This window comes from Rhodococcus sp. G6(2025), assembly GCF_058628105.1.
The window spans coordinates 13,313-39,570 of sequence record NZ_CP179751.1 but is presented as its reverse complement, the minus strand read 5'-3'; the positions used below and the strand labels follow the sequence as shown (position 1 = coordinate 39,570).

Genomic DNA, 26,258 nt, shown 5'->3' with positions numbered 1-26,258 from the left:
GGAAATGTTCCGCCTCGACGATCGAGTCGCGATCGTCACCGGGGCGTCAGCAGGTCTAGGCGTATCGCTGTCCACGGCCATGGCCCGCGCCGGAGCCCACGTAATCGTGGCATCGCGCAGGGTCGACCGCTTGGAGGCAACCGCACAGGCGGTACGCGGGTACGGGCGCGAGGCCCTGGTGCAGAACGCCGACGTGGCCGATCCTCGCCAGTGCGTAGAGCTGGTCGAGGCGGCGATGGCACGGTTCGGTCGTGTGGACATCCTCGTCAACAATGCCGGCATGGCGAGTGCAGTCCCGGCGACTCGGGAGAGCCCTGATGCCTTCCGTGCGGTAGTAGATGTCAATCTCGGAGGTAGCTATTGGATGGCCCAAGCCTGCGCCGAAGTGATGACGCTGGGGAGTTCGATCATCAACATCTCGAGTGTTCTCGGCTTCACTACTGCCGCACTGCCCCAGGCGGCGTACACCGCAAGCAAGGCCGGCCTCGTTGGACTCACGCGAGATCTCGCGTCGCAGTGGGGCCGTAAACCGGGAATCAGAGTAAACGCGATTGCGCCGGGCTTCTTCGAGACCGAAATGACGGAGTCGTACCCCCCAGAGTATGTGACCGATTCGCTCGAGCCCCGGTTCTTGTTGGGAAGAGCGGGCAAGCCCGAGGAACTCGCCGCAACCGCGGTCTGGCTCGCATCGCCCGCAGCGGGGTACGTCACCGGCCAGACGATTTTGGTCGACGGCGGGATGTCGACGACGTGAGAGTTCAGCCTGCTCCGCCGTCCCACCGAAACACCTCGCGAGGAAAATGCTGAACTGCAACAGCTCCCCGCGGAGGCGTCGAGCTGCAACAGCTGCTGCGTAGGCTGATGGCCAACGTCGTTATAGTTCGAACAACAGAATCCTTGTCGCCAGAAACCGATCTCCAGCCGCGGTACGTGACAGTCAACGCCGGACGAATCCACGCACGCGAGACTACAACTCGCATGTGGGACTCGTCCGGCGTTTCAATACTGCAGCTGCTCTGCCCAAACCAGCCTATAGATCCGGACACGGTCAGGGCACCTCGCAGATATGGCGCCTGTGACCATTGACACGTCCACGCGCTGGAACTAGGTTACTAACCAATGGGTCGATATTACGACTCAAGAGTCGGATCAAATGTCCGGTGAGTCGCACACAAAAAATATCCTGTGCCACCAGTCAGCTCGCGTATTCGACAGTGCCTGTACTGCAATTGATTTCGATAGAGCACGGGCGCCGAGCGGTTCTTCGATACACATCACGCGGACGACACGCATAGATACCTCCAGTCAAACTTCGAGAACAGGTGAGTGATAGAGCATGGGGAAGCTGGATGGAACGGTTGCACTCATCACCGGCGGAGCAAAGGGCTCAGGTCGATCCCACGCTCTGACACTGGCACGCGAGGGGGCGGACATCGCACTTGTGGACAACTGCGTTGCCGATGTCCCGGGGCAGAACTACCCAGGCGGCTCCGAGGAGGAGTTGGAACAGACCCGCGCGATGGTTTCCGACGTGGGACGTAAGTGCATCAGCATCGTCGCGGATGTTCGCGATGACGAAGCTATGGTGGACGCTGCGCGACAGACGATCGATGAACTCGGACAAATCGATCACCTGTTGAGCAGTGCAGGTATCATCCTGAAATTCGGCAAGCTCGCAGACATCTCGCCCGAACAGTGGCGTACGGTCATTGATACCAACCTGACCGGCGTCTTCAACGGGTGTCGCGCCGCCCTGCCTCACATGGTCGCGAAGCGCAAAGGCAACATCGTGATCACCTCGTCCACCGCAGGCCGCGCCGCCTACCCCCACATCTCGGACTACGGCGCCTCAAAGTGGGCAGTGATCGGACTGATGAAGACCCTAGCAATGGAATACGGCGAATACGGTATACGCGCCAATTGTGTGGCCCCGACGAATGTCAACTCCGGTGACCTTCCCTCAATGAACAACAACGAGGAAGCCTACAAACTCTTCTGCCCGGACATCGAGAACCCGACGCGCGAGCAGATGATCGAACGAATGAAAACCATGCATCCGCTCGGCGTCCCAGGTGTGGACTGGCAGGACGTCTCCAACGCCTACCTGTACCTCCTGTCGGACGACGCTCGCATGGTCACCGGCGAAGTGTTGCACGTTTCTGCCGGGCTCATCGCCAACAACGTTGCGTGAACCCCGGGGAGTACAAACCGCAAGGAACCGAACGGGTAACACCGAACGGCTCCGCGGCAACAGTATCTATACGACGACAGATCACGAGAAGACCGACCTGCGAGTCGATCGGACGGGGAGATAGAGAATGCATGACCTGACAGGCAAAGTCGCTCTGGTCACCGGGGCGGCCCGAGGGCAGGGCCGTTCGCACGCCACCTTCCTCGCTGAGTCGGGCGCGGACGTCATCGTGCTCGACATCTGCAGACAGGTTGCAACCGTGCCATATCCGACGTCGACGGCAGAGGACCTCGACGAAACGGTCGGTCTTGTGGAGAAGTACGGACAGCGTGCTTACCGCCTCGAATGCGATGTGCGCGATCCGTCCGCGGTTGCGGAGGGTGTCGAGAGGGCGGTACGTGATCTGGGGCGACTGGATATCGCGGTGCTCAATGCCGGCGTATGCGAAATCACCGCGGCAGAATCGATCACGCCCGAGCAGTGGAACACCGTGGTGGGCACAAACTTGTCCGGCGCGTTCTTTTCGGCGCAGGCTGCCTCGAAGCATATTGTCGATGGTGGACGCGGTGGATCGATGGTATTCATAGGTTCGGCCAGTACCATTACTCCCGTCGAGTCGATGGTGCACTACATCGCCTCGAAGCACGGTGTTGTCGGTGTAGCAAAGGCATTGGCCAAAGAACTGGCACGCCACCAGATTCGGGTGAACGTCATCCACCCGACCAATTGCGATACCCCGATGATCCAGAACTCGATGATCTACGATCTCTTCGCGCCGGACGTGGATCAACCTACGCGCCACAGCGTCGAACCCGTGTTCCAGACACTCGCTGCACTCGATACACCGTGGGTGGACCCGGCCGACATCTCCCGCGCCGTCCTGTACTTGGTAGGGGAGAGTGGCCGATTCGTCACCGGAACCCAGTTGGAGGTTACCGCTGGATATCCGCTTCTGTAGTTTTGGGCACCTGTTGTGCACCGTCTTCGGTGGTCAGCAAGCTGCGATGGTTCGCCACCCCAGGTTCGATTCGAACCCGCGCTCGAGGGCGTTGTTCGCTCAATGCGGGCTGATAGGAAGGTATGCCGTGTCAGAGATCGTCCCCGCCGAGTTGTTGTCCAGCGAGACACCGGTTGCGTTCTACGGTTACGCGCGAGCCAAGGAAGGAACACGCCACATCCTGATGGAGCGGATGCTCTCCCTGGGAGACCCGAGTCGCGCCGAGCCCGGCATTCTTGTGTACGAGATCCATCATGATGCATCCAGGCCCGACAGCATCGCATTCTATGAACTCTACGCTAACGGTGCCGCAATCCGTGAGCACCTCGAAAAACCTTACATGAAAGCATTTTTCGCCGATAGCACGACATTGCTGCAGTCGAACCTCGAAATCATCCCTCTCCAGCCCATCCGCTCCGTGGCAGCAATCTCGACTGACTGCCCCGGTTGACCCTACGTCCCTGTCCTATGAGTCTTCTGACGGTCGTGCTGGTGCAGAACGTAGCATCGGACCCTCCGTGCGAGGGGTATCCCGTTCCCCCACTCGGCATCGCGCCGCAAACCTAGAAGGCCTCCCAAATGCCGTTGGTCATCATTCATGCTGTCATTGCATGTGTCAGTCTGATCACACCCCGCCGCGCCACCGAATCGATCCAAAGAATCTTTACAAATATCGCTCTCGCACGAGCCAATGCAAGATATTTAGCCGTGGCAGCGAGCGGCACACAACACGAGCCGTCTAGCCGTCAGTCATTCACCGATGCCCAGGCCGAGGCGATCCGCGCAACCTCCTAGCCCAGCCATTCCGGGCCGCAGCCTCCGCCCGACCCTCCGTCGAATTCGCGGAAACAACTTCGGGGTCCAGCGGGCTTACACCCACAACAACCACTGTCAAACTACTTCAACCAATGTCGCGCTAGCGCTCCACGCGTGGGGATCCAGGCAATGAACCGGTGACAGTGCTTCAGCGACCGCCGAGACCAGACCGTCCGATTCCGGGCGATCAACACATCCGCCCCGTTCCCCGAGACTCCCCGTCGACGGCATCTCGGGGATTCAACCAAGTCGGATCAACCCGTGACTCGAGAAGGAGTCGGCATGACCCTCAGTGGGGCTCGCTCGATGGCGTCCATGACGCCGTATCAAATAGCAATCGTGCTAGTATGCTCGCTCGTCAACCTGCTCGACGGCTACGATTTGTTCATCATGGGGTACGCCCTCCCCAACCTCCCCGAGGGGTACGCAACAGCGTCCGGCAAGGGCTACTTGATCAGCGCAGCCTTGGTGGGCATCGGCGTCGGGGCCTTCTTCCTGGCGCGGATGGCCGACGTCCATGGGCGTCGCCCGACGTTGCTCGGCGCGCTGGTACTCAACACGGCCGGCCTCCTTGTTTCATCACTGGCCCCCAGCTACTCGGTGTTGATCGCATCGCGATTCGCTACGGGAATGGCAATCGGTGTGCTCGGTGCAATCTCTATGGTCATCGCCCAGGAAATGTCTCCACCATCACGCCGCAGCCTCTCGGTGGGCGTGGTGCTCTTCGGGTACCCGCTGGGAACTTTCGTCGCAGGCCTGGCAGGTGCCTCGGTGATCGAAGCCGCAGGCGGATGGAAAGGGCTGTTCTGGGTAGGGTTTGCGCTCAGCGCAACTGTCACCGTCGTTGTCGCCGCTTTCATTCCAGAAACAGTGGCCTACCTTCGACGGTCGTCGGACGACACGGCGCAGGAGACGGCCGAGAAGTTGTCTACGCGGGTCAACTTGGAGGAAGGACTCGTCACTGGTGGTGTTCTAGCCGACGAGGCGATAGTCGATCAATCGGATACGAAACTCCTCGGACCAGGACTGCGGGTAACCACCCTGCTCCTCTGGCTCGGTTATGGATTCTGCACTGCCGCGTTTTATTTCATCGGTTCCTGGACCCCTCAGCTGATCAAGAATGAGACCGGAGACACCGGCAGCGGGGCGCTAGTGGGCATCATGCTGTCGGTTGGCACGATGATCGGGGCCATCCTGTACGGATTTCTTGGCCTCAAGCGGCCGTCTGCCCAAATATCCTGGATGTCGATGGCTCTGGGCATGGTTGCCCTGGTTGCCTTCGCACTGACCCTGCAGGGCGCCTTGGCGCTGGCCATGGCCCTGCTGCTGGGTCTGTTCGTCTTCGTCTCACTGACGGCCTTCACCGCGATCGCAACCACCGTGTACCCAATACGAATACGAGCCAAAGGGTTCGGCACGATGCTAGGCGTCGCCAGAGTCGGATCGATCCTGTCGCCCATCCTCGGCGGGTACGCAATCGGCTTCATGTCACCGAAAGATCTGTACATCGCAGTGCTGGTGCCCTTGGCAATCGCTGGGGTGTGCTCGTACGGGCTACTCAGAGCAACTCGACCAAAGACCGTGACCGGCCAACATCCCGCGCGGCACACTGACTTCGTGTAGCCGCAGGGGAAGACTGGCAGGTGCGTCGAAGTCGCCCGCAATCGCTGCGCAGAGCGCCCAGCCGTAGCAGGGAAGGAAGTCGGAATGAACTATGCCGCACCTGGTGACGGCCAACTGTGCTATGCCGAGGACCTCGTCGTAGGGGATGAGTACGACCTCGGGGAGTACCTCGTCACAGCGGAGGAGATCATGTCGTTCGCCGACCACTGGGATCCTCTGCACATACACACCGACGTCGCACTCGCCGAAGCAAGCCACTTCGGCACGATAGTTGCGAGCGGCGTCCACACGCTCGCGGTATTCCAACGCCTCGCTGTCAACCGAGTATTCGGAAACTGGCACATCGTCGCAGGCCGAGTACTGCGTGAGGTGCAGTTCCGCGCTCCGGTCCGTGCCGACACCTACCTGCGGGGTACTTTCAGCATCACCGCAATCGGCAATACCCACCCGCACTGGGGTCGGGTGACAACCATCGGAACACTATCGTCACGAGACTCGCAGCCTGTCATGACGCTTCAAATGGAGATGTACGTTCGTCGCCGTCCGCGTCCGAGCGAACACAGCGCCCTCTAGTTCACGGGCGAGAGGCGGCACGCGGACGGGTTCTATTCATCCACGAGTGTCCGAACAAACTGACTCGACAAGGAGATCACTATGACCGGTCGTCTGGAGGGCAAAGTCGCCGTAATCACCGGCACCGGCCGCGGAATGGCGCGGCAGGTCGCGTTGCGGTTCGCAGCCGAAGGAGCGTCGATCGTCGGGTGCGACATCAACGCCGAAGCCGCCGAGGAAACGCTCGAAATCGTGCGCGCGGCCGGCGGACGGATGGAATCGCTGCACCCGATCGATCTCTCGAACGAGGAGGAAGCGCACCAGCTACTCGAGTTCGCCGCCGGGAAATTTGGCGGCATCGACGTCCTACACAACAGCGCGATGCAGTTACGATTGGGAACAGTCGAAGACTCCAGCCTCGCGGACTGGAAATTCACCCTCGACCACACACTGACCGTTCCCTTCCTGGTCTCCAAACACGCCATTCCCCACCTACGCGCACGCGGCGGCGGCAGCATCATCTTCATGGGCTCGGTGGCCGGTTCCGATATAGGAACGGGATACCCGGGCAACCTCCCCATCATCCAGGCCTACTCAGTGGCCAAAGCTGGTGTCATCCGATTGGCAAGCTGCCTGACGAACGAAGTGGCCAGAGCAAACATCCGGGTGAACACGATCTCACCAGGCTGTGTGGCAACCCCGAACGGCCTCCTGTTCTACGGCACGGAAGGCACCGAACAACGCCGCGTTACGCTGACACCGAACCTGATTCCGCGCCTGGGGGAGCCCGAAGATATTGCAAGCGCGGCTGTCTATCTGGCCTCAGACGAGGCCTCCTGGGTTACGGGGCTCAACCTGGCCATCGATGGTGGTTCTTACGCATCCGGCGGAGCCGGCCTAGCGCGCCCCGACGACATCGCCGCCTACGCACCCGGGATGGCCGAGATGTCCGAGGTCGACCACTGGGCGACGAGTGGGCAACGCGCCCAATCGGGTGGTACCCCTCTTCGTCAGTAACAGTCGCGCATGCCACGCCGGAAGCCGTCGTCTCGACGTCGCCGAGCGGGCACAGTTCGGATTGCCGGCCGCTCGGGGCGGGGTGAGGCGGTGAGCGACCGAACTGCAGCAGGCTTCGAGCGCTTAACTCGCCATGCTTGCCTACGTGCGGGACCGCCTCCGGGCTTGGGAGAGCGCAGATTTCCGGATCCCGACCACAGTCGTCGATCAGGTTCTAGATCAGCTCAACATTCTCGAACGATCGTGGTCGGATCGGAATTGGTGCGCGCCGTGCAGTGGTGTGGGTGAACGCCCGTCCGCCGCTGCCGGCAGTCGCCGCTCGAATGGAAAGAAGGGGGTACAGGTGCGGCCAACGAGTTGGTATCCGCCGATGTCATCGCGTTCGCGCAACCGGCTGGTGGGGTTGCGCCCGTGCTGTCGCGCGAACGCAGCACGTCGGTTGTGTGCTGAGTGCATCTGGGTGGCCTCCGACCGCACGATGGCAGCCGATTGCTTCGGCGGCGTTTCGAATCGCGGAGTGTTTGTGCAGGTCGGTTCGCGTACCGGGCCGGTCGGTGCTTATGCTCGATCTAGGGAGTTTCGCCGAGCGAAGAGGTGCATCACCATGGCCCGAAACAGCGGCAACCGGCCGGTCGATGGCCCGAAGTTGACGGTCGGTGTCCGGGTGCTGGTCCGCAGGAGCGCCGGGGCCGATCTCACCGGTGAGGTGGTCGAGGATTATGCGGCGGTGACCGATCCGGGCGGTGGTGGGCACGAGTGGGCGCCGGTGCATCGGTGGGCGGTCGCGCTCGACGACAGGCGGCTGGTTTTTGCCGACACCGAAGACCTGACCATCGATCCGGGCTCCTACCGCCCCGAACCCGAACCCGGACCCGGACCAGGATTCGGCTGTGCGGACACCCGGCCGACACCGGGGAGAATGATTGACGGCAGCCGCTTCGTGGCAGGTTCTGGGCTGCGTCAAAGATCGGGCACACGAATTGCGCTAGCAGTCAGTCGATTACATGAATCACGCGAATGAGGTCCTGAAGGGGGTACGTCGACCCGCCGCGCGGCATCTTCCGGGGCATGCTGAGCCGTGGCAACGCTGGCGCCTGATGTGTTTGCGCTGTGGTGTTGTTCGGAACTGACAATTCAGGCTTACCGTGTCCGGTATGAGAGGTGATGAGGCTCGCGTGGCCCGGGACTTCGCGGGGTGGTTGTCATCTCAGGGCTGGACGGTGGTGCCCGATACGGATTTCGTCGACATCGTTGCCGAGAAGGACGGCCACCTGCTCTACGCCGAGGTCAAGGGCGCGACCGCCGCGCCGGGGTTGGATGTCGATACCGCCATCGGGCAGCTGGTGAGGCGGATGCCGAGCGAGGCGGATCTGTCGGTGTCGTTTGCGTTGGTCGTGCGGGACGAGCCGCGATCGGTGGACGCGGCGGTGCGGGCACCTCAGCGGATTCTGGATCTGTTGGGGATGGCGCTGTATGCGGTCGATGAGGACGGTGGTGTGCGGCAGCTCTTCGGCCGCGCATGACGACTGTCCTCGGCACGGGCGGCCACGGCGCCAGCAGGGTGGTCGGTAGCATCACCATCCCCACGATGGTAGGGATGGGGCGGTAGCTCAGTCGGTTAGAGCCGTGGACTCATAATCGGTTGGTCGCGGGTTCGAGCCCCGCCCGCCCCACCGCGTCGCCGGGCCGCCGGGAGGCCCGTGGAGGGGCGATGGCTGGCTGCCGCTCCGGCGGGGCAAGTGTGTGCGATGCAGTGACAGTGGCGGATGCCGCTCAGTCTGGAGGTGTCCAGGTCCTCTGATGCCCCGACCTTCTCAGGTGCAGTCCCGGCAGATCTGTTGCGCGGCGTCGGCGAGGCGGCTGCGGTGGTGGACCAGGAAGCAACTGGTGCAGGTGAACTCGTCGGCCTGCTTGGGGATGACGCGGACGGTGAATTCTTCACCGGACAGGTCGGCGCCGGGCAGTTCGAAGGACTCTGCGGTGTCGGAGTCTTCAACGTCGACGACGGGGGACTGGGTGTCTTTCCGGCTGACGGTCAGCTGTTCAAGGGAGGTGTCCGGCTCGTCGGATTCGGTGACTCTGGGGGCGTCGTAGTCGGTGGCCATGGCTGTTGCGTCCTCATACTCAGGTTGTTCGGACTCGCCAGGGTAGGAGGGGTTCGGTGGCGCGATGCAACCGGGCGGCTTCCGCTCGATCCCAGGCGGGCGGGGATCGTGCTCCGTCGGTTCGGTTCGGTGGCCGCCGGGTGTCTCATTTTCGTTTGTTGTCAGGGGAATTGGCTCTGTCGGTGTGGGCGGGTGGGGGTTGAGGATTAACATTCGCCGTGTCTGGTGGACCCCTCGGTTCCCACCAGCGCTGACGGCGGGTGTGTGAATGCCTGTCTGTCGGCCCGTCGGACAGGCGCCCCGCAGTCGGTACTGCGCCCGCTCTGCCGCGCCATCCGGCGTGGGTCGACATCGTCGCCGACGCAACTACCTTGGCATGATAGTTACATACCATGCCATGGTTATGAGGGTAAGTGTGTATTATTGTGGCATGAGATCGGATAGTCGTGCTGCTCAGGTGGTGGCGCTGGCTGCTGAGCAGGGGGGTGTGGTGACCAGCCGGCAGGCGCGGGCGATGACGTCGGTGTCGGTGCAGCAGCTCAAGCGGATGGTCGATTCGGGGGTGCTCGAGCGGCTGCATCACGGGCTGTATCGGCTGGCACGGATGCCGGAGGATGTGCACCTGGAGGAACGGGTGGCGTGGCTGGCGCTGGACCCGGATGTGGTGGTGTGGGAGCGGCTGGATCAGCCGGTCCCGACGGGGGTGCTCTCGCATCGCACTGCCGCCGGCCTGCATGGGCTGGGGGATCTGGATGCCGATGTGGTGGAGCTGACCGCGATCCGGCGGATCCGGCTGTCGCTCCCCGGGGTGATCGTGCACCGGGGTGTGCTGTCGCGGGAGGATTGGCAGCTCGTCGACGGGCTGCCGGTGACCACCCCGGCCCGCACGATCGGTGATCTGGCCGCCGCCGGCACCGATGCCGGGCATCTGGCGTCGGTGGTCCGCGACGCCCTCACCCGCGGCCAGGCGACCGTGGAAGAGGTGCTGACGGCACTCGCCCCGCATGCCTTCGACTACGGGCACCGGGCGCTGGACGGGCAGGGCTTCCTCGAGGTGCTGATCGCGCAGGCGGGGGTGCCGGCCACCACCCTGGCCCTCGCGGACCTCGCCCGCAAGAACACCACCACCACAGCCGCTGGTGCCACCGCCACCAGTGTGGCCGCGCCGGACGCCGCGCAGCTGAGCATCGCCGCCCTGATGAAGGCGGTGACCGAGTCACCGCAGGCACGGGATGCGCTGATGCAGTCGCTCGCCGCCGCTCTCGGGCAGTCCACCGCCAGCCCCGACGCCGATACCGGCGTCGGGGAGACCGCACCCGCCGCCCAGCCGGCGGACGGCACCAGCACGACCGGAACCGGCCGGACGGCCCGGACGGCTCGGTCGGCGAAGACGGCCGACCGGTGAGCCCGGCGTCGCGGTCCCCGCAGGCGGTGCGGGCGAGTATCACCGACCGCCTCAACCGATACGCCCGAGAGCACGGCCAGAACATCGCCCTGGTGCGCCGCCGCTTCGTCATCGCCCGCTTCCTCACCCGCGTCTTCGACACCGACCCGGACGGGTGGATCCTCAAGGGCGGCATCGGAATGATGGTGCGCCTGCCGCAGGCCCGCTACAGCAAGGACATCGACCTCCTCGCCGCCACCGACCTTCCGGACTCGGTCGACGAGCTGCGCCGCACGGTCCGCGACCACCACCTCGACCACTTCCGCTTCGCGGTCGGCCCGTCGACCGAACTGAGCCACGACAAGGGGGTCACGGTCACCGTCACCGCCTCCCTCGGCGGCAAAACCTACGACAGCTTCTCCCTCGATGTCGTCGGCAGCCGCCGCACCCTCGTCGGCGAGATCGAACGCCGCCCGATCCCGAGGCTGGTCGACACCGACGACTTCCCACCCGAGACCAGCGTCCCGCTGTATCCGCTGGCGGATCAGATCGCGGACAAGATCTGCGCACTCTACGAGGTGCACGGTGCGGCGGGGGCGGCGTCGGGACGGTTCCGTGATCTGGTGGATCTGCTACTGATCAGCATGTTCCTGCCCATCGATCTGACCTCCGCCGTCGACGCGGTCGAACGGGAACGACGCGTGCGCGCCCTGCCCGCGCTGCCGGCGACGCTGGTGAGCCCGGGCCCGGCGTGGGCGACTCAGTGGGCCAAGGCCGCCCGCAACAGTCCACTGACCGCGGACCTCCACGACCTCGAGAGCGCGCTGGCTGCGGCGGGCCGCTGCTACGACCGCATCCTCGGCTCGCTACCCACTGCCCGGCAGCCGGCGGTGTGGAGTCATGAACGCAGCGCCTGGGAGACAACGGGGCGAAGGGTCGCCAGAGTCGCGGCGTGGCCGGCAGCGCGGTCAACGGTTCGGCGGCCGCCACCGTAGCCACCGATGCCTTGCCGTCGGCGGTGGCCCGCATCCGGGTGTCGCCCCGCAGCCGGCAGAACTCGTCCACGCGTTGTTGGGCCTGTTCGACGGTGACGTCGTCCGGCAGGGTGCGCCACCATCGTTGGGCGGCAGTATGATTGGCCTTCTCGACCACACCTTTGCGGTTCCCGGCTTTGGGTGGGCAGATCGCCACCGAGACGCCGTAGTGCTTCGCGACGCCGGCGAAGCTCGCGGTCACCCGGCCCGACTCGGGATGGCAGACGGTGGCCATCCGATCGAACCGCCACACCCTCGTCATGCCGCCGAGCTGGCGGCTGACCCGGTCGAGGCCGTCGACCAGGTGCGGTTGGGTCATCGCCGGTGCCAGGATCCCGCGCCAGCGCCCCGAATGCGCCAGGGAGCCGACCAGCAGGTGCGCCATCCCGCCCCAGCCCCAGGAGGCGGGTGGATTCGGCAGATCGACCCAGTCCCACTGAGTTTCCTCGCCGGGCGGATGGGCGATTATCGCGTTCGCCCGGTCGGTGGCGTTCGCGCAGGCCTCGCATACCGGGCGGAGTTTGCGGTCGCGGATCTGCCGGGTCAGCGTCGGATACGACAACCGGTAGCCGAGATCCTCGAGCTCGTCGCACAGGGTGCGGGCCCACAGGTGCGGGTCCTCCCGCAGCCGGCAGGTGACGTACTCGACGAACGGTTCGAACGGGTCCTCACGTGCGGGTTTGCGGATACCGGGGGTGGTGACGCCGTTGATGTAGTTGCGGATGGTGCGACGGTTTCGTCCGGTGTGTCGGGCGATCGCCGAGATCGTCCAGCCTTGCTTGTGCAGTGCGTGTATTTCCACGTCTTCCTCCCATGTCAACATGAGATGCGGGTCTCCTTCGCCGGCGCTGGTGAGTGGTCAGAGACCACCAGCATCGAAGGAGACCCGCCCTCATTGGCGGAGCCACACGGGTGCGCACTTTCGGTAAGCAGAACTGAGCATTTTCAGCGAGCGCCATCAGCGGCCGGGCGGCATGCCAGTCACCGTGCGAATCCGCTGCGCCGGTGACAGACCGCGGACGATCCCCGCAAGACTGCAAACTGCTGACGGGCGGTGACGATCTGGAATCTGAGGAGGCGCGGAAGCCGGGTTCACGGCCGACGGCGGTAATCTGTCCCGCAGGACGGCCTGACTGACTTCTCCGACGCTTCTGAACGACCGAGTCCCGACTCGCGTTGGCCATCTCGGTGACACATGCCCCGCGCGAGTATTCATTCGAGACGCCGCCGCTCTGTGCGGGTGTCGCCCCACCTCCAGGTGCCCGATCCGTACAGAACAGCTGTCGTATCGATTTCGGTCCAGTCGCCAGCCAAACCTGGTTGCGAGTCGTTTGAACTGAATAGCTGCTTCTCGCCCAAATGACCGAAGACAATTGACCATTGGGCTGATTCGAGGACGTTCGCCAGCCACGTGTAGCGGACGAGTAGTGCGGCGTGTTTCTGGTCGGCGGTATCAAGATATTGGGCGGCGACTTGGCCATCGACATCGAGCCATTCTCGCGTGCGGTTCAGCCAGGTCAGCTGGCCCGCCTCGAAGAGTTCGAGCGATGGCATCCAGGCGTTGACCGCCTCGTCGATGGAGCAGTCGAGGACAACCGATTCCCAGCAGTATTCATTCCACGTGGGATAGACCGGTTTCGGAAGAGGCTTGGCACCATGTCCGGTGTCCCATTCTTGGGGATACTCGTTGGCCGACGCTCCCCACGGCATCTCGCCGAGGTAGACCACCGATGTTGGGCTGCTTCCCTCGGGCATCCATCTTCCCATTAGCGAGTTCTCTGATAAGAACTTGTAGACCGACGCCGTATTTGATTTCGCAACAAGCCAACTGTAGATGTGGCTCCACTGTTGGCGACGGTTGCGGTCAGGATCCTCGCCGCCGAGGGGATCCTCCTCTTCCCAATTGTGCGTCGAGTGAAGTACCACCCATTCGCTACCGTCAGGAGCGAATCGCTTGAGGTGTGGCTTTATTTCGACAATGCCATCCGTGCGTGCCGCCCAGTCGCAGTCTGCTGGAGGATCGGACCGACCATAGTCAGGTCCGTCCGGGAGCCACCAATGTGTGCTGTCGTCGGTCGGGAACGTTGTCTCGAATCGCGTCTGCCGAGGGGTACTCGACAGCAGTGGCGCCGGCGGCAGAGTCGGATCGATATCGCGTCCATGAATCTGCCAGGCGCCTCGATAAGCGCTCGCGTTGTCGCCCAGTCGTCGTCGCGGGTGATAATTGTCGGCGATCCGCGCCAGCAACTCGCGCAATGCGATCCACTGATACTTCTTACCGAAGCGTTCAGGTTTGTGGCCTTCTCTGCCGCGTGAGGAGATGGTGGCGTCGAACTCGGCGAACAGTTGCGGAGTCCATCCCAATTGCAGCACCCTTCGGAAGATCCACGTCTTCGCGGAGTCGTCGGGGAACTCCGCGCGTGGCCGAGTTTCAATCTGGTCTGGCGCGCGTAGGGAATTCTCCTCCGGGTCTTTATCTCCGGCATCCTCTCGTTGAGCCCTACTCTGCAGCGCGGCAAGTCTCTGACGGATGTCGTCAAGGGTGGTCTGGGCAGGCGGAGGGGGAGGCGAAGGATAGGGTTCGTCTACGGGGAACCGGCTGAAATGTCGGACATCGGGGCCGACGACCTTCACACCGAAGTCGCCAAGGCCGCAGATTGACAAGAGAATACTCGCGTACCCGGCCTGCGCTGTGGATCCCGTCGCGCGCGGGGCGTATACGGCATACAGATCGCTCTCGGTAGGCGCGTCCAAGGTCAGCGACGACCGCGCCGACTGGGGAAGCTGCTCGGCCGCGTCACGGTCGAGCATTCCCGTTCGCACGCACCATTCCACGGCACCGTTCAGTGCGTCTCGGGCCAGCAAATCGGGTACTGAGCGCCCGGCGACTGCTGCGGCCATGCACCGCACAACCTCGACCGCATCCTGTGAGATCGATGTTTCCGACGTGATAAGCGCACCATAGGTGATCACGCAAAGACGTTCGAAGATGTAAGGGTCATCGACTGCGCTGAACTGGTCATACAAATTCTTGAGGATGTCCAAACGGTGCGAGAGCAGCCGAGAGAGCGTCTTTGTGATGTGATCGCGCATCGGGCGATGCGGCGTTCCGAGCATCCAGACCAGCACGACCGCGACTCGCTCGACGACATCGTGCGGATAGTTCTCGTGGTCCGGCCGTGCGGCCCATCGGACAATTCTGCCAAGGGCACCGGTATTCATGCTGTGGTACAAGGAAATTCCCCATGAAGCGTCGCGCTCGGGCATTGCGGTCTGGTCGAGAAGACGGTGAAGATATTTAACATCAAGGCGATGGCCAGGATGGACGGACAGCTCAACCAGCGTTTGCGCCGACAACTCGCGCATCGAAGGCGGCAGTTCAGTCAATTGCTCAAACAGTTCGACGGTATCAGTGGTGATGGCGTCACCATGGCGCGTCGGCAGGCTGCGAAGAAATGCCCTATGCCACTGCTGTTGGTCGAGCGGATCGAGGTTCCACGTCGTTGTTTTGAGCAACTCGACGCCAAATCGTTCCGGTACGAGCACTGACAGTGCCTCAATCACACCCGAGGACGATGCACTGATAGTGGACGCGGCTGCGGCGAGCTGCGAGATCGTAGTGGTAGTGGAGAGAATCTCTTCGGCGATCATGTAGTCGGAGAACCGTTGATAGCTGAGCTTGATAACTTCGATCTCGACGAACTTTGTGCCGTCATCGATGTCGACGATATCGGCCGATAGCAATCCTTCCGACAGGAGTTCGCCGAACAAGGTTCGTGGCCACGAGAGCAGATGCGGCGCAAGCGCCGTGATGAGCTGCTTCGCGCGCGGCCGTGGAATCCAATCCTTCTTTTGTGCGGTGAACTCCTTTGCCATGAAGCTCATACACTGCTGCACGAGCTGATCGGACTCGTCCAACTCTAGAGTTCCGGACACCTTCCGATTGACTGTGCCCAGGTACTGGTCGAATAGGGTACTGACGGTCACAGCTCGCTGGTTGACTGGCGGGGTCCAGCCGTTTTGCACGGTCTCGCAGTAGAGCTTCAGGAACAGCGGATTCGACATATCCTGACCGACCAACGGTAGCTGTGGTGCCGGCAGCTGATAGTGCGCGAAGAATCTCTCCGCAGCCTGTTGCTCGACACCGGCGAAACCTTGATGCTCGACTGTCGGTAAGTCGGCAGCATCCGAGCCGAGGACGATGTCGCGATAGGTTGTGCGAACCGACAATGCCACCACGATCCAGGGAGCGTAGCGGCGGGTCTCGGCGAGCAAGGTGGGGAGCTCGGTCTGCCAGCCACGCGGTTTATCGGACTCGTTGATTCCGTCGATGATCAGTACGAAGGGGCGTTGGTACGCCTCCGCGGCCGATGCCATTGCCTGGAGCATCGTCGCCCAACCCACTGTCTCCATACCGAGTCTTCTCGACAACTCGCTGAGCACATCGCTCCCGGTCAAGCTGCTTCCCATGATCAGGGCCGTGGGTTGACCCTCGCGCAGTAGCCGGTAGGCGGCATCGACGAACAGATGGGTTTTGCCTTGGCCGGCATCACCGGTAACGATCAGCGCACGTTCGTGCGCCGCCTGTGCCGCTCCCGATCGGAGATAACCCTGGACATCGAAGAGCTTTTCAAGCAGCGAGTTCGCCTTGAGCGACACAGATTCATCGCCACATTCATCGATGACCCGGTCCACCTCATTAACACATCGCTGCAGAGCGTCGCGCAGATCGAGGGGAGCCGCCGGTGCATCGGCATCGGCATATCTCGCGAGCATCGCGCGGCACGACTGGATGGCTTCACGCAACGCGTCGTCGAAACGAACGCGCAGCAGCCCGTTAGCCGCCGAGTTAAACGACGTCTGCAACAACTTCCGATCGCGGCGAAATCGCGGTGCGCGCGCGAGTCCGTCGATCGCCGCCGCGATCGGCATCTCGATGTGCAGCTCCTCTGAGTAGCGAGGTCCGGCGACAGCTCGCGCCGAGTCGACCCGCTGGCGACACCAAGACAGCGACAGCACATCCTGATCCCAGAAGAACCAGGCACGTCCGCGATTGCTCGGGTCGTTCAACCGGGTCAGCAAGTCGCCACCAGACCACAGCAGAATCTCAATGCGCTCGGATCCGGGCACCTTCGCCTCGCGCTGGTCGCGCCACCGTTCGAACTTTTCGACAGCTGAGGATCCGGTACGGCGGCCTCTCGTCTTCGGCACGACATCGGGCAAATCGAACGGGATGCAGAACGTCAATCGCACGCAATTGGGTCGCTCAGCGACAACCGTCTCCAGAGTGTCGGTGGCGAGCTTGAGGAAGTCGTCGATCCCGAAGGTGTACTTGACCTGCCATCCCCACTCGGTGTCATCCTCATGGCGAACGAACCACTCGTACCCACGGTCAGGGTTGCCGACCTTCCACAGGATGGCCCCGTCGGGGGTGGGATCGCGCAACTGATAGCACAACTCCTCGAACGCATCGGGCTGCGATCCATTCCAGGAGCGGATGCTGCGGAAACTGTCCAAGCTCAGCACTCTCGATCACCACTGACGCAGCTGAAATGATCGATTAGATCGCCGTCGAGAGTCATATGTGGACTGTAGCGACAACATCGGATCGGACCTTCACTTGTTCCATTTGTGGAGTCAGTTCCCGTTTCGGTCTCGCGCTGTGTCGTGGGCACAATCGGGGCTACGCGCCAGACGGGCCGCCGCCTCCCCGGTCCGTGATGCATATCGGCCACCGATAGCCTGGCACAGGATGGATTGCATCGTCTTTCGTACGCTTGATCGCATCTTCGAGCCCGTACGCCCCGTGAATGATTCGATCGTCGGGTACGTCGAGCGTTGTCAGGGTCCGGGTGCCCAGGTACCGGTGCCGGTGCGACCGTTATTGACGCAGAACAGATCCTGACCTTCGGGTGAGATCGCGATCCCGGTGGCGGCGGGGTTGCAGCTCTCGCCTTCGGCGGCTTGGCCGATGATCGGCACGGACCTCACCCAGTGCGGGCGGGTGGATCCGGCGTAGGTGCATTTGAGGAAGGTGCCGTCGGCGGAGGTGGCGTGGTTGTCGACGGATGTGTCGCAGTCCCCGTTGACCGTGGGGGATGGGGTGGGCTCGGGCTCGTCGACGGCGGTGGCGGCTTCGGGCTCGGGTTTGGTGGTCGCCGCAGCGGGCGGAACGAGGGCGGGCGGAACCGCGGAAGCCGACGTGAGGGCCTGGGCCTGCGCCGAGGGGAGGGAATAACTGGTGGCCGGCGACGAGTCCGTGACCGCGTCCGAGAGCGAGGATCCAGCCGAATACAGGATCGTCCCGGCGGCAAGTGCCTCCAGGATCCCCAGGATGAGTGCCGCGACCGCGATGGCCCGCCCGGCCGGTCGCCAGAACGCGAGAATGCCGAAGACGATCGCCACGGGGAACAACCCGAGCAGTGCGGCGACGAGAGCGATTACCGCGTACGGGTTGATCGGAGCATGGTTCGGCGACGGTGTCGCGGCCGCCTTGGACAGGTCGACGGTCATCGGCCACCGATCCGTGTGTGAGCGGCACGGTCACGCTCGACGGGGAAGCCCATGGTCACCTCCGGTAGCAATGTGGGAGGCGACTGCACCCCTCGGCGCCGATCTTAGGTCGGCCTGCGGTGTGCGCAGGCCGCGGGTACATGATGTTCATTTACGTGAATGACACAGGCGGAAAAAGGATTTTGGTGAGCCCTGCGTCTGAGGAATACCAGATCGCGGCGGCCGGGACAGCGAAGCCATTCCCGTGATCGCGTCAGGACTCGGGGTGTCCGCCGTATCCGGCCGGAGGCGCGACAAGGTCCCGGTGCCCGCCCTGTTCCGGCGGCTGCGCGAACGGGTCGTTGGCGGCCGGGTTCGGGGAACGGCGGGTTGGGATCACGGTACGAGTTGCACGCGCACTGTCACATCGGCGTGATTGCCGGCCCGGTTGCGGCGTCTGCCGGCCAGTTGTTTCTGCTTTGGAAGTACTGGGTGGCTTCGGGTTGGTCGGTGTATTCGAGGAGGTTACCGACGTGGGCGGCGAGGACGTCGCGGACTTGGGCTGGTGTGGCGAAGAAGAATTCGCGGCGCAGGTTGGCGTGGTTGAGGCGTTGCCCGGTGAACGCGTTGTGCAGTGCGTTTTCGAGTGTGATGGCGTCGTCGGAGAAATACAGGGCGTGGGTGTCGAAGGGGAACGGCACTGAGGCGCTGCCGAGCTCGCGGACCCGGTCCATCGGGTCGAGGCGACGGGTCATGCCGATCTTGACGACGTTGGGCCCGAACGCGCCTTGGTTGCTGATGACGTAGACGTAGCCGGCGCGGATGTTGGCTTGGCGGTAGTCGTTGTCCTCGATCGCCCGGTCCAGGTCGGCGAGCTTGTCAAGGATCCGCTGCTTCTCCTGCGGGTCGGTGCCGCCGATGGAGGTGAGCACGTTCTGGTAGTGGGCGCGTTCTTTGTCGAGTTTCTCGCGTTGAGCGGCGAGTTCTTGTTCGACTTTGCGTTCTTCCCGGAGGCGTTCGCGTTCTGCGCGCGTGGCTTCTTTCTCTTCCTGCACTTTCATCATGTAGTCCGCGGTCAGTTCGAGCTCACGGATCCTCAGGGCGTGATAGGCGTCGGCGACGTGCATCTGCATGATGTCGCCGAGCTTGGCGATGGTGACCGCGGCTTTGTCGAGGCGTTTGACGGCGGTGGCGAGGTTGCCGGCGCGGATGGTGCGGACGCAGATGTCGGCTTCGGCGTTGTAGGCACGCAACATCAGTTTCGACAGGTCCGCGGTCATCTTGCGGCCCTTGGCGAGGGAGTTGTTGAAGCTGAACATGTTCGACGCGTCGATCGCCTTACCGCTGGTGACCGCTTCCTTGATCGCGGTCTGTATGTCGGTGAGTTGGTCGCGGTACTGGGCGGCGTTCTCGAGGGGGTGGTGGTAGGTGTAGATGCCGACTTCCTGCAGCACTAGGCGATCGTCGGTCTCCACGATGTCCGGATCGGTACCGCCGCCCGCGGGTGGGAGGCCGTGGTTGAACTGTGTGCCGGCGCGGTGGGCGTTCTCGGTCGCCTGCGCGAGGTCGCGTTCGAGGCCGGCGATCCGGTCGAGCAGGGTATTCGCCTCGCGTTCTTTGACTACGAGCATCTCGCGGAGCGCCTTGATCGTGATACTAGGGTCGGGAGTCGTCATCGGAAAATCCCTTTCCGTCCGTTAGCCGCGGACGCCGCGCGTGTTGGCGACCGGAACCAGGTCGTGCGGATTCTTGGAAACCCCGGCACGCAGGTGGTCCAGGGTGGCGCGGGCTTCGACCCGAGTCAGGTCGAGGTGGGTGAAGGTGTCGCGGTCGGTGGCCAACTGCACCAGGGTGATGGTGGCGTCGTGCCCGGTGCCGGGGTCGATCGCCCGGGTGCCGAGTTCCATCGAGATCGTCGCGATGATGCCGTCTCGGTCGGCCTCGAAGATCTCGTGGACGGTCCGGATGGCCACTTCGGAGATCGCTTTCGCGTAGCGGTCCTTGCGGGCCTTCGCCGTCAGCGGGGTGCTGGTGATCGAGTCACTTGCCTTGACGTACTTGAACGCCTTCTCCGCTGGGAGGGCAGCCGGGTCCGGGACGGTGACCGTCAACCGCAGTTCCCGGTCGGCGGCGTCGAACGCGAAGTCATGCTCGACGGGAAAGCACTCCGGGTACACCGAGTTACCGAGGACGATGGACACGTATTCCTCGAGCGCCCACGGCTCACGCTCTTGCAATGCCACCATCAGCCGCTCGAGTTTCACATTCGCCGATAGCACCGATTCCCGGCGCTCGCGGCAGTCGCGCTCGTATTGCTCCTGCGCAGCCTGCAGTTTCTGCGCACGCTCGGACTCGAGCCGCTGATACGTGTGCTCGTTCTCCGCCTCGACCCGGCTGCGGTCGGCGAGCAGCTGCTGCCAATGATGATGCTGCTGCCAGAACAGCGCCTGGGCGTCGGAGATCGCGGCCGCATGCTTCTTCTTGCCGCCGAGCGCCGCCCCAAGCCCGGTCGGCGCCGGGGGTTCGGTGTAAACGGGCTCCGGCGGGTAGGGCAACGGATCGGGGCGCCGGGTCGGGGTGGTCAGATCGGGGCGGTCGAACGGGGGGTGCGCGATCTGCTGCCGCAACGTCGCCAGGTCGACATAGTCGTCGACCGCCAACGTCGCCGACAGGAGGCTGTCGATGGCCTCGGACTGCTCCGCCAGCTCGGCGTTGAGCCGTTCGACCTCGGCCAGTCGTGCTTGTTCGTGCAGCCAGACGCGTTCTTTCGCCGCATGGGCGGCGTCGGCCGCGGCCACCCGGGCGCTGGCGGCCTGCGCGCGCTCCCATTCCCGCTGGGCGCGCTGCGCTTCGCGGACCGCGCGGGCGTGTGCCTGGGCGGTGGCCCGTTGTTGCTGGCGTTGCCGTTGCTCGGCGAGTCGCGCCTGGTGTTGCATCTCCGCGAAGAATCCACGTCGCCTGGCCATACCTGGGCCCCCTTCGGGTGAACAGTGCGTCGATCGCTGCAGCCCCCGCATCGAAATTTGGTGGCGTTGCGGCGTCGGCTGACGCGTCAATGCGTACGTGATTAATATCAAACCACCAGCGCTGCAACGCGATGTCGATCGAACAACCGACAGAGCCGCGCGTCGCCAACTCGGCCAAGTGGCGGTAGGTGGTAGTTGGTTCCCTGTTCCGTATTTGTCTATCTCGGACGTTCTTTACACTCTCATCACGCCGGGGTTAGTCGTTCTTCGTGTTGTCGTGAGAGAAGGGTTGGTCCAGCGAATGGCGGATCAAGCGAGCGAGCGTGGCGGCGACGCTGACCTCAGTCCGGTCGAGCGGTGGTTGGCCAACAGCAAACCCATCGAGTCACACGAGCCGGAGCCCTTCGTCCCCTTGGTGGACTTGACCATACCGGGAAGCTTCGTCGGTGTGCCGCCGCTAAGGCCACCGGCGCCGCTTCCAATGAACTACAGACCGAACATCCTCGCCGGGTTGGTTGCGTGTCTGGTGATCGTCGTCGGCAGTCTCGGTCCTTGGGCGGCATCTCTCAGTTTTGGGGTGGCGGGTACCGAAGGCGACGGGGTGATCTCGCTGGTGCTGGCTGCGGTGGCCGCCGCCGCGTTGTTCGCGATGCACGCTCGGGGTGGTTTCACGAAGTTCGGGGATCGTTGGCTTGCGCCGGTGGCCGGCGTCCTGGTTCTCGGCATCGGGATCATCGATGCGGTAGAAGTCAGTGGTAGCGAGGTCGAGTTCATGAACACGATGGTCTCGACTGGGATCGGCTGGGGACTGTGGGTGGTCATCCTCGCGGGTGCAGCGCTGAGCGCCTCGTCCTGGGTGGTCGCCCGGATTGTCGGTAATCGGTAGGGAGACGCGGCTGATCGAGGGCTCGACTCTATTCGGATTATTGCCGCCGAACACCATTCGCATCACTTCGGGCGCCGAGTCGACGAAGCCTCGTCTCCGCATCACGGCACGCGGATCATGTGGGCGCGCGTCGGTGAACCTATGCGTGGACGGTCGGCACGTTGAGCGGTCCGTGGACGGCCCGACCGCGATGTACCCGGCAGTCACCCGCGCGATAATGTGCGCCGATGTGCCCTCGCGGCCCGCCGCAGGCTGCGCCCGCGCGTCGGTGTAATTCGAACGAATGACACTGACCCACTGTGTCACAGCGACTTGTTCGACAAGGCAGACCGGGTGCGAGGGTGTGGGGTATAAATCACGCAAAGATCTGAGTCTGCGCGGAGGGGCCATGACGAACCCGTTCTACCCCAAACAGCCGCGCAGGGATGAGCCTCGCCCTGACGGCCCGGGGAGGAGTGCTCCGCCGCCACCGGAGCGGCCCACGACGGCCGACCGCGTGTGGCCATGGGCGCTGGGCGGCATTGTCATAGGCGTGCTGGTCGTAAGCAGCGTCGTGGTTGTCGCTACCGTGAACGACGATGACGAGTCTCTGGGGTTGGTGACCACCACGAGCCGGGTGGTGCTGTCGCCCGCGCAAGGCGAGCGCAGCCGACAGGCCGTGGACGCCGAGCGCGCCCGTGTCGACGCGATCAACGCCGCGTAGTTCGGCAGGTCTACCTACGAGGTGATCTCGGATCGGGACCTTGCTCTGCTCGCCAGGTCGCCTGATGCCGCGAAGGGGCGCAAGCTGGTCATTCATGGTGTTGTGACGCAGTTTGACTCGGGCACGGGCGTCACCCAGTTTCGGGCGAGTGTCGCTGGTGCTCAGCAGGACGCTTGGTACGACTACGACATCAACGTGGTGATCGCAGGGTCGAGCCCACCGGTGGTGGCCAACGTCGTCAAGGATGACCTTGTCACGCTCTACGTTGAGGTGGCGGGTGCATACCGATATGACACGACGCTCGGTGGCAGCATGACCGTCCCCCGGTTCACGGCGAACATCGTCGATGTCACCGGCACGACCGGCTAGTGCACTCCCCGCGGCCTCACGTAGAGGAGTTCACCTCGGACACGGGCAGGGAGACAGGACGGCTCGGGTAGAGCGACTGCAGAGCGGATTTTCGTACATCGAGCTGATTTCAAATTCTGGTTCGCCCTTACGCGTGGGGGTCTGCGTCTCTGAAAGTCTCAGCGAATGACTCTGAGAGCGAATGCTCGGTGCGGCAGTGTCATTCACCCGATATACACGCGACGGACGGTCCCGTCGCGATCCGCGGAGCGGCGTCATCCCACGGGGTCAGCGGCGGTGTGGAAGGAGCCGGAGCCTGCCCTTGAACCCGCCTGCCGGAAAGGGGTCATTTTTCGGGTTCACCGCTACCCCTATGAGCTCTGCCGCAGGCGGACCAGGTGCTTGGCTGGGCGAAGTGCACCAGTGGATGAACAGCGGACGGACGGTGCTGGTGCACGGAACGGTTGAACGCGCTGGTGCGAGTGGCCTATATCCGGCAACCCCAAACGTTCGGCCCGTTAGACGAAACCTTCCTAGATGCTCCAGAGGACGCGGTCACGTAGGGATAGGTGCCCAGGGGCGCCGTCGCGGTCCAGGGACCGCTGAGAGGCCCGGTCGGCTGACCTGTGAGGGTACTGGAGGCTTTATCAAACTGCGCAACAATGGGATCGGGGTCACGTAGCGCTCGGCGGGGTGACTTGAGGCCACCACGGCCAAGGTTCTTGCTGGGCGCCGTCTTGGACTTTTCGAGGCTCCCGGACCTCTCCGGTGGATTGGTTCCGGAGCCGGCTCAGCAGCACGACCGTATTCTACCAGAAATGAGGTCTGGTAAACCTTGGGTTGTGGCCCGAAAAACACTAGCTGAAGCCGCGCCGGAGGTGGCCGCGGAGTGGCACCCCACGAAGAACGGCGCACTGACACCGAACGACGTAGCAAAGACGTCCTCGGAAAAAGTGTGGTGGAGGAGCGAGGACTGCGGCCATGAATGGCAAGCCTCCGTTCACAGCCGGACTAAAGGTTCGAGATGCCCCTCCTGCAACAGGGCAGTGCGGAAGCCGTTAACCGTTGGAGTTAACGATCTAGCCAGCCAGAACCCGGAAGTAGCTTCTGAATGGCATCCCACCAAGAACGGGGAGCTAACTTCCGAGCGGGTTCCAGTCATGTCGGGAAAGAAAGTGTGGTGGCTGGGGAAGGAGTGCGGTCACGAGTGGCAGGCGATCATTTCGAACCGGAACAAGGGCGCATCGTGTCCTTATTGCGCTGGAAAAACGGTTTTGGCTGGTTACAACGACGTTGCGACCCTAGAGCCCGAACTTGTCTTTGAATGGGATTACGGGCGTAACGGGGGTCTTGATCCCACTCGGCTCGCTAGAAGCTCCCGAAAGGTTGTCTGGTGGATTGGTCGAGAATGCGGTCACAGCTGGGAGGCCTCGGTAGATCGCAGATCGCATGGCAGCGGCTGTCCCTTCTGTTTCGGAAAAAAGGTTCTGCAAGGGGTCAATGACCTCGAAACGCTGGCTCCTGACACAGCTGCTGATTGGGACTATGAGAGAAACGGTGAGTTAAAACCGTACGAGGTGCGCTTGCACTCAAACCAAAGCTACTGGTGGAAGGGTGTCCTTTGCGGTCACCGGTGGCAAACTACCCCGGCCCACAGGGCCCGTCGGTATGGGTGTCCCTACTGCTCCGGGCACAGAGTGCTGAAGGGGTTCAATGATCTCGCTACATTGAAGCCCGAGGTGGCTTCCACCTGGCATCCGACGAGAAACGGGGATCGGGCTCCGGCGGATGTGACCGTATCCGTTGGCAGTAAAGCATGGTGGATTTGTGAGTTCGGCCATGAGTGGCAGTCTGTAATCGCTAGCCGAAGCGGGGGAGCTGGTTGCCCAGCGTGTGACGGGAAGCTAACCGTACCCGGAGAAACTGACCTACTAACCATGAGGCCCGATGTAGCTGCGGAGTGGGACTACGAGAAAAACTGTGACTTAAAGCCCGAGAATATCAATCCGTATTCAGGGAAGAAAGTTTGGTGGATCGGCAGCGAGTGTGGGCATAGTTGGAAATCTGCGGTTGCCTTCCGGTCGGGGACGAGTCTTAATTGCCCTTACTGCATTGGGAAAAGAGTTCTGCCGGGATTTAATGATCTGAACACGACCTTTCCTGAAATTTCTGAACAATGGGATCCTGCACTAAATGGAGATCTGAACCCCGCTAAAGTAAGTGCCGGTTCCAACAAATCCATTTGGTGGGTTTGCGAAGAGAAACATCGATGGCAAACTTCGCCTGCGACCCGCACGCAAGGTATCGGGTGCCCCTATTGCAGCGGGTACTTTGTGATTCCCGGTGAGAATGATCTTCAGACACTGAATCCGGAACTAGCGGCACAGTGGCATCCCATTAAGAACGGAGATCTCACCGCACATGACGTCAAAGTTAAGTCAAATAAGCGGGTCTGGTGGATATGCGAAAAGAAGCACGAATGGGAGGTCTCGGTTTCGGATAGAAGTCAGTACGAAACTGGTTGTCCTATCTGTTCCGGTTCACTGCCGTGGTCCAAGGCGGAAAAACAGGTCTACGCATATATCGTCGCAACTTTTCCGGAGTTGGAAGTTCACGAAAATTACCGGGCAAAGCAACTGGGCCAGTTTGAGCTGGATATCTATGTGGAAGATGTGAGGTTAGGTGTCGAGTTCAATGGTGAGTACTGGCACGACGAGTCGCGGGACCCTCGGATCAAAGACAGGCACGACCGTAAACAGGCGATCTGCGAGACCCTCGGAGTTCGTCTAGTCGTCGTGTGGGAAAATGACTGGAAAACGCGACAGAATGACGTTGAAGAACAGATCTCGGAGATCGTCGCCGGTGGCGAGATCCCTCGATGGATGACCTACGCTCGCGTGTAATGTGATTGGCCACTAGACCGTGGCTTCGCAGGCGGAGTCTTTTCAGGCTCTGTCGGGCGAGCACCGCTCCGCGTACTCAGCAACCCATGGGACCCGGGTCGAGGCCGGCGCGTGAGGTCTGGTGCTGAGAAGTTCGGTTCACGAAAGGGTGACGTCCTCGATCCGGTGATCGCCAAGGTCGCTTGCGGTCAGCCGTACCGGTACGTGATGGGTTCTGGTGACTCGTTTGCCCGGTGATGCC

Annotated in this window: 20 protein-coding genes, 1 tRNA gene and 2 pseudogenes; 17 read left to right on the top strand and 6 right to left on the bottom strand. The window is 62.7% G+C overall.

Going from position 1 to position 26,258, the window contains the following annotated elements:
• Nucleotides 1-4: 4 nt before the first annotated feature.
• From ACLIVD_RS37095 to ACLIVD_RS37050, 10 genes are all read left to right on the top strand, one after another.
• Nucleotides 5-754, top strand: a complete 750-nt coding sequence (locus tag ACLIVD_RS37095; RefSeq protein WP_491933010.1) for an SDR family NAD(P)-dependent oxidoreductase — start codon at nt 5-7, stop codon at nt 752-754.
• A gap of 582 nt (nt 755-1,336) precedes the next feature.
• Nucleotides 1,337-2,191: a mycofactocin-coupled SDR family oxidoreductase gene (locus ACLIVD_RS37090; RefSeq protein WP_491933009.1), complete on the top strand. Its 855-nt coding sequence runs from the start codon at nt 1,337-1,339 to the stop codon at nt 2,189-2,191.
• Between the two features lie 127 nt (nt 2,192-2,318).
• A complete protein-coding gene (locus tag ACLIVD_RS37085) occupies nt 2,319-3,149 on the top strand; it encodes a mycofactocin-coupled SDR family oxidoreductase (protein ID WP_133987971.1) in 831 nt (276 codons plus the stop codon).
• A gap of 127 nt (nt 3,150-3,276) precedes the next feature.
• Nucleotides 3,277-3,639 carry a putative quinol monooxygenase gene (locus ACLIVD_RS37080; protein WP_164063567.1) on the top strand — a complete coding sequence of 121 codons (363 nt, stop codon included), beginning with the start codon at nt 3,277-3,279 and terminating at the stop codon, nt 3,637-3,639.
• Between the two features lie 647 nt (nt 3,640-4,286).
• Nucleotides 4,287-5,627 (top strand): MFS transporter, encoded by a 1,341-nt coding sequence (locus tag ACLIVD_RS37075; protein WP_491933008.1) that lies wholly within the window; start codon nt 4,287-4,289, stop codon nt 5,625-5,627.
• Between the two features lie 84 nt (nt 5,628-5,711).
• Entirely contained in the window at nt 5,712-6,200 is a 489-nt protein-coding gene (locus ACLIVD_RS37070; RefSeq protein ID WP_491933007.1) for a MaoC/PaaZ C-terminal domain-containing protein, read from the top strand.
• Nucleotides 6,201-6,281: 81 nt separating this feature from the next.
• Entirely contained in the window at nt 6,282-7,196 is a 915-nt protein-coding gene (locus ACLIVD_RS37065) for an SDR family NAD(P)-dependent oxidoreductase (protein WP_491933006.1), read from the top strand.
• 460 nt (nt 7,197-7,656) lie between these two features.
• A complete protein-coding gene (locus ACLIVD_RS37060) occupies nt 7,657-8,217 on the top strand; it encodes a hypothetical protein (protein WP_491933529.1) in 561 nt (186 codons plus the stop codon).
• Nucleotides 8,218-8,371: 154 nt separating this feature from the next.
• Nucleotides 8,372-8,719 carry a hypothetical protein gene (locus tag ACLIVD_RS37055; RefSeq protein WP_491933005.1) on the top strand — a complete coding sequence of 116 codons (348 nt, stop codon included), beginning with the start codon at nt 8,372-8,374 and terminating at the stop codon, nt 8,717-8,719.
• A gap of 76 nt (nt 8,720-8,795) precedes the next feature.
• A tRNA-Ile gene (locus ACLIVD_RS37050) sits at nt 8,796-8,869 on the top strand.
• Between the two features lie 141 nt (nt 8,870-9,010).
• On the opposite strand, the gene ACLIVD_RS37045 is transcribed toward ACLIVD_RS37050, so the two are convergent.
• On the bottom strand, nt 9,011-9,301 hold the full coding sequence (locus ACLIVD_RS37045) for a DUF4193 domain-containing protein (protein WP_491933004.1): 291 nt from the start codon (nt 9,299-9,301) through the stop codon (nt 9,011-9,013).
• A gap of 376 nt (nt 9,302-9,677) precedes the next feature.
• Here ACLIVD_RS37045 and ACLIVD_RS37040 point away from each other — a divergent pair, with 376 nt between their 5' ends.
• Together ACLIVD_RS37040 and ACLIVD_RS37035 are read left to right on the top strand one after the other, a co-directional pair.
• Nucleotides 9,678-10,706, top strand: coding sequence for a type IV toxin-antitoxin system AbiEi family antitoxin domain-containing protein (locus tag ACLIVD_RS37040; RefSeq protein ID WP_491933003.1), 1,029 nt, complete (start codon nt 9,678-9,680; stop codon nt 10,704-10,706).
• Entirely contained in the window at nt 10,703-11,680 is a 978-nt protein-coding gene (locus ACLIVD_RS37035; protein WP_491933002.1) for a nucleotidyl transferase AbiEii/AbiGii toxin family protein, read from the top strand. Before ACLIVD_RS37040 ends, ACLIVD_RS37035 begins: the two co-directional genes overlap by 4 nt.
• On the opposite strand, the pseudogene ACLIVD_RS37030 reads toward ACLIVD_RS37035, so the two are convergent.
• From ACLIVD_RS37030 to ACLIVD_RS37010, 5 genes and pseudogenes are all read right to left on the bottom strand, one after another.
• A pseudogene (locus ACLIVD_RS37030) lies at nt 11,634-12,542 on the bottom strand (transposase); the annotation flags it as partial. The gene ACLIVD_RS37035 and the pseudogene ACLIVD_RS37030 overlap by 47 nt on opposite strands.
• Before the next feature lie 389 nt (nt 12,543-12,931).
• A complete protein-coding gene (locus tag ACLIVD_RS37025) occupies nt 12,932-17,245 on the bottom strand; it encodes an NACHT domain-containing protein (RefSeq protein WP_491933001.1) in 4,314 nt (1,437 codons plus the stop codon).
• A 315-nt stretch (nt 17,246-17,560) separates the two neighbouring features.
• Nucleotides 17,561-18,232, bottom strand: a complete 672-nt coding sequence (locus tag ACLIVD_RS37020) for a DUF4190 domain-containing protein (RefSeq protein WP_491933000.1) — start codon at nt 18,230-18,232, stop codon at nt 17,561-17,563.
• A 401-nt stretch (nt 18,233-18,633) separates the two neighbouring features.
• On the bottom strand, nt 18,634-19,887 hold the full coding sequence (locus tag ACLIVD_RS37015; protein WP_491932999.1) for an SNIPE associated domain-containing protein: 1,254 nt from the start codon (nt 19,885-19,887) through the stop codon (nt 18,634-18,636).
• A 21-nt stretch (nt 19,888-19,908) separates the two neighbouring features.
• Nucleotides 19,909-21,177, bottom strand: coding sequence for a hypothetical protein (locus ACLIVD_RS37010; protein ID WP_491932998.1), 1,269 nt, complete (start codon nt 21,175-21,177; stop codon nt 19,909-19,911).
• Between the two features lie 301 nt (nt 21,178-21,478).
• Here ACLIVD_RS37010 and ACLIVD_RS37005 point away from each other — a divergent pair, with 301 nt between their 5' ends.
• The 5 genes and pseudogenes from ACLIVD_RS37005 (at nt 21,479) to ACLIVD_RS36985 (ending at nt 26,017) form a co-directional block, all read left to right on the top strand.
• Complete coding sequence (locus ACLIVD_RS37005; RefSeq protein ID WP_491932997.1) at nt 21,479-22,063, top strand: hypothetical protein; 585 nt, start codon at nt 21,479-21,481, stop codon at nt 22,061-22,063.
• A gap of 388 nt (nt 22,064-22,451) precedes the next feature.
• Complete coding sequence (locus ACLIVD_RS37000; RefSeq protein WP_491932996.1) at nt 22,452-22,766, top strand: hypothetical protein; 315 nt, start codon at nt 22,452-22,454, stop codon at nt 22,764-22,766.
• A gap of 21 nt (nt 22,767-22,787) precedes the next feature.
• The gene (locus tag ACLIVD_RS36995; protein ID WP_491932995.1) at nt 22,788-23,135 is read left to right on the top strand and encodes a hypothetical protein; all 348 of its coding nucleotides are present in this window, start codon (nt 22,788-22,790) and stop codon (nt 23,133-23,135) included.
• A 641-nt stretch (nt 23,136-23,776) separates the two neighbouring features.
• Nucleotides 23,777-25,006, top strand: a pseudogene (locus tag ACLIVD_RS36990) (zinc-ribbon domain-containing protein); the annotation flags it as partial.
• A gap of 45 nt (nt 25,007-25,051) precedes the next feature.
• The gene (locus ACLIVD_RS36985) at nt 25,052-26,017 is read left to right on the top strand and encodes a zinc-ribbon domain-containing protein (RefSeq protein WP_491933504.1); all 966 of its coding nucleotides are present in this window, start codon (nt 25,052-25,054) and stop codon (nt 26,015-26,017) included.
• The last annotated feature ends 241 nt before the right edge of the window (nt 26,018-26,258 follow it).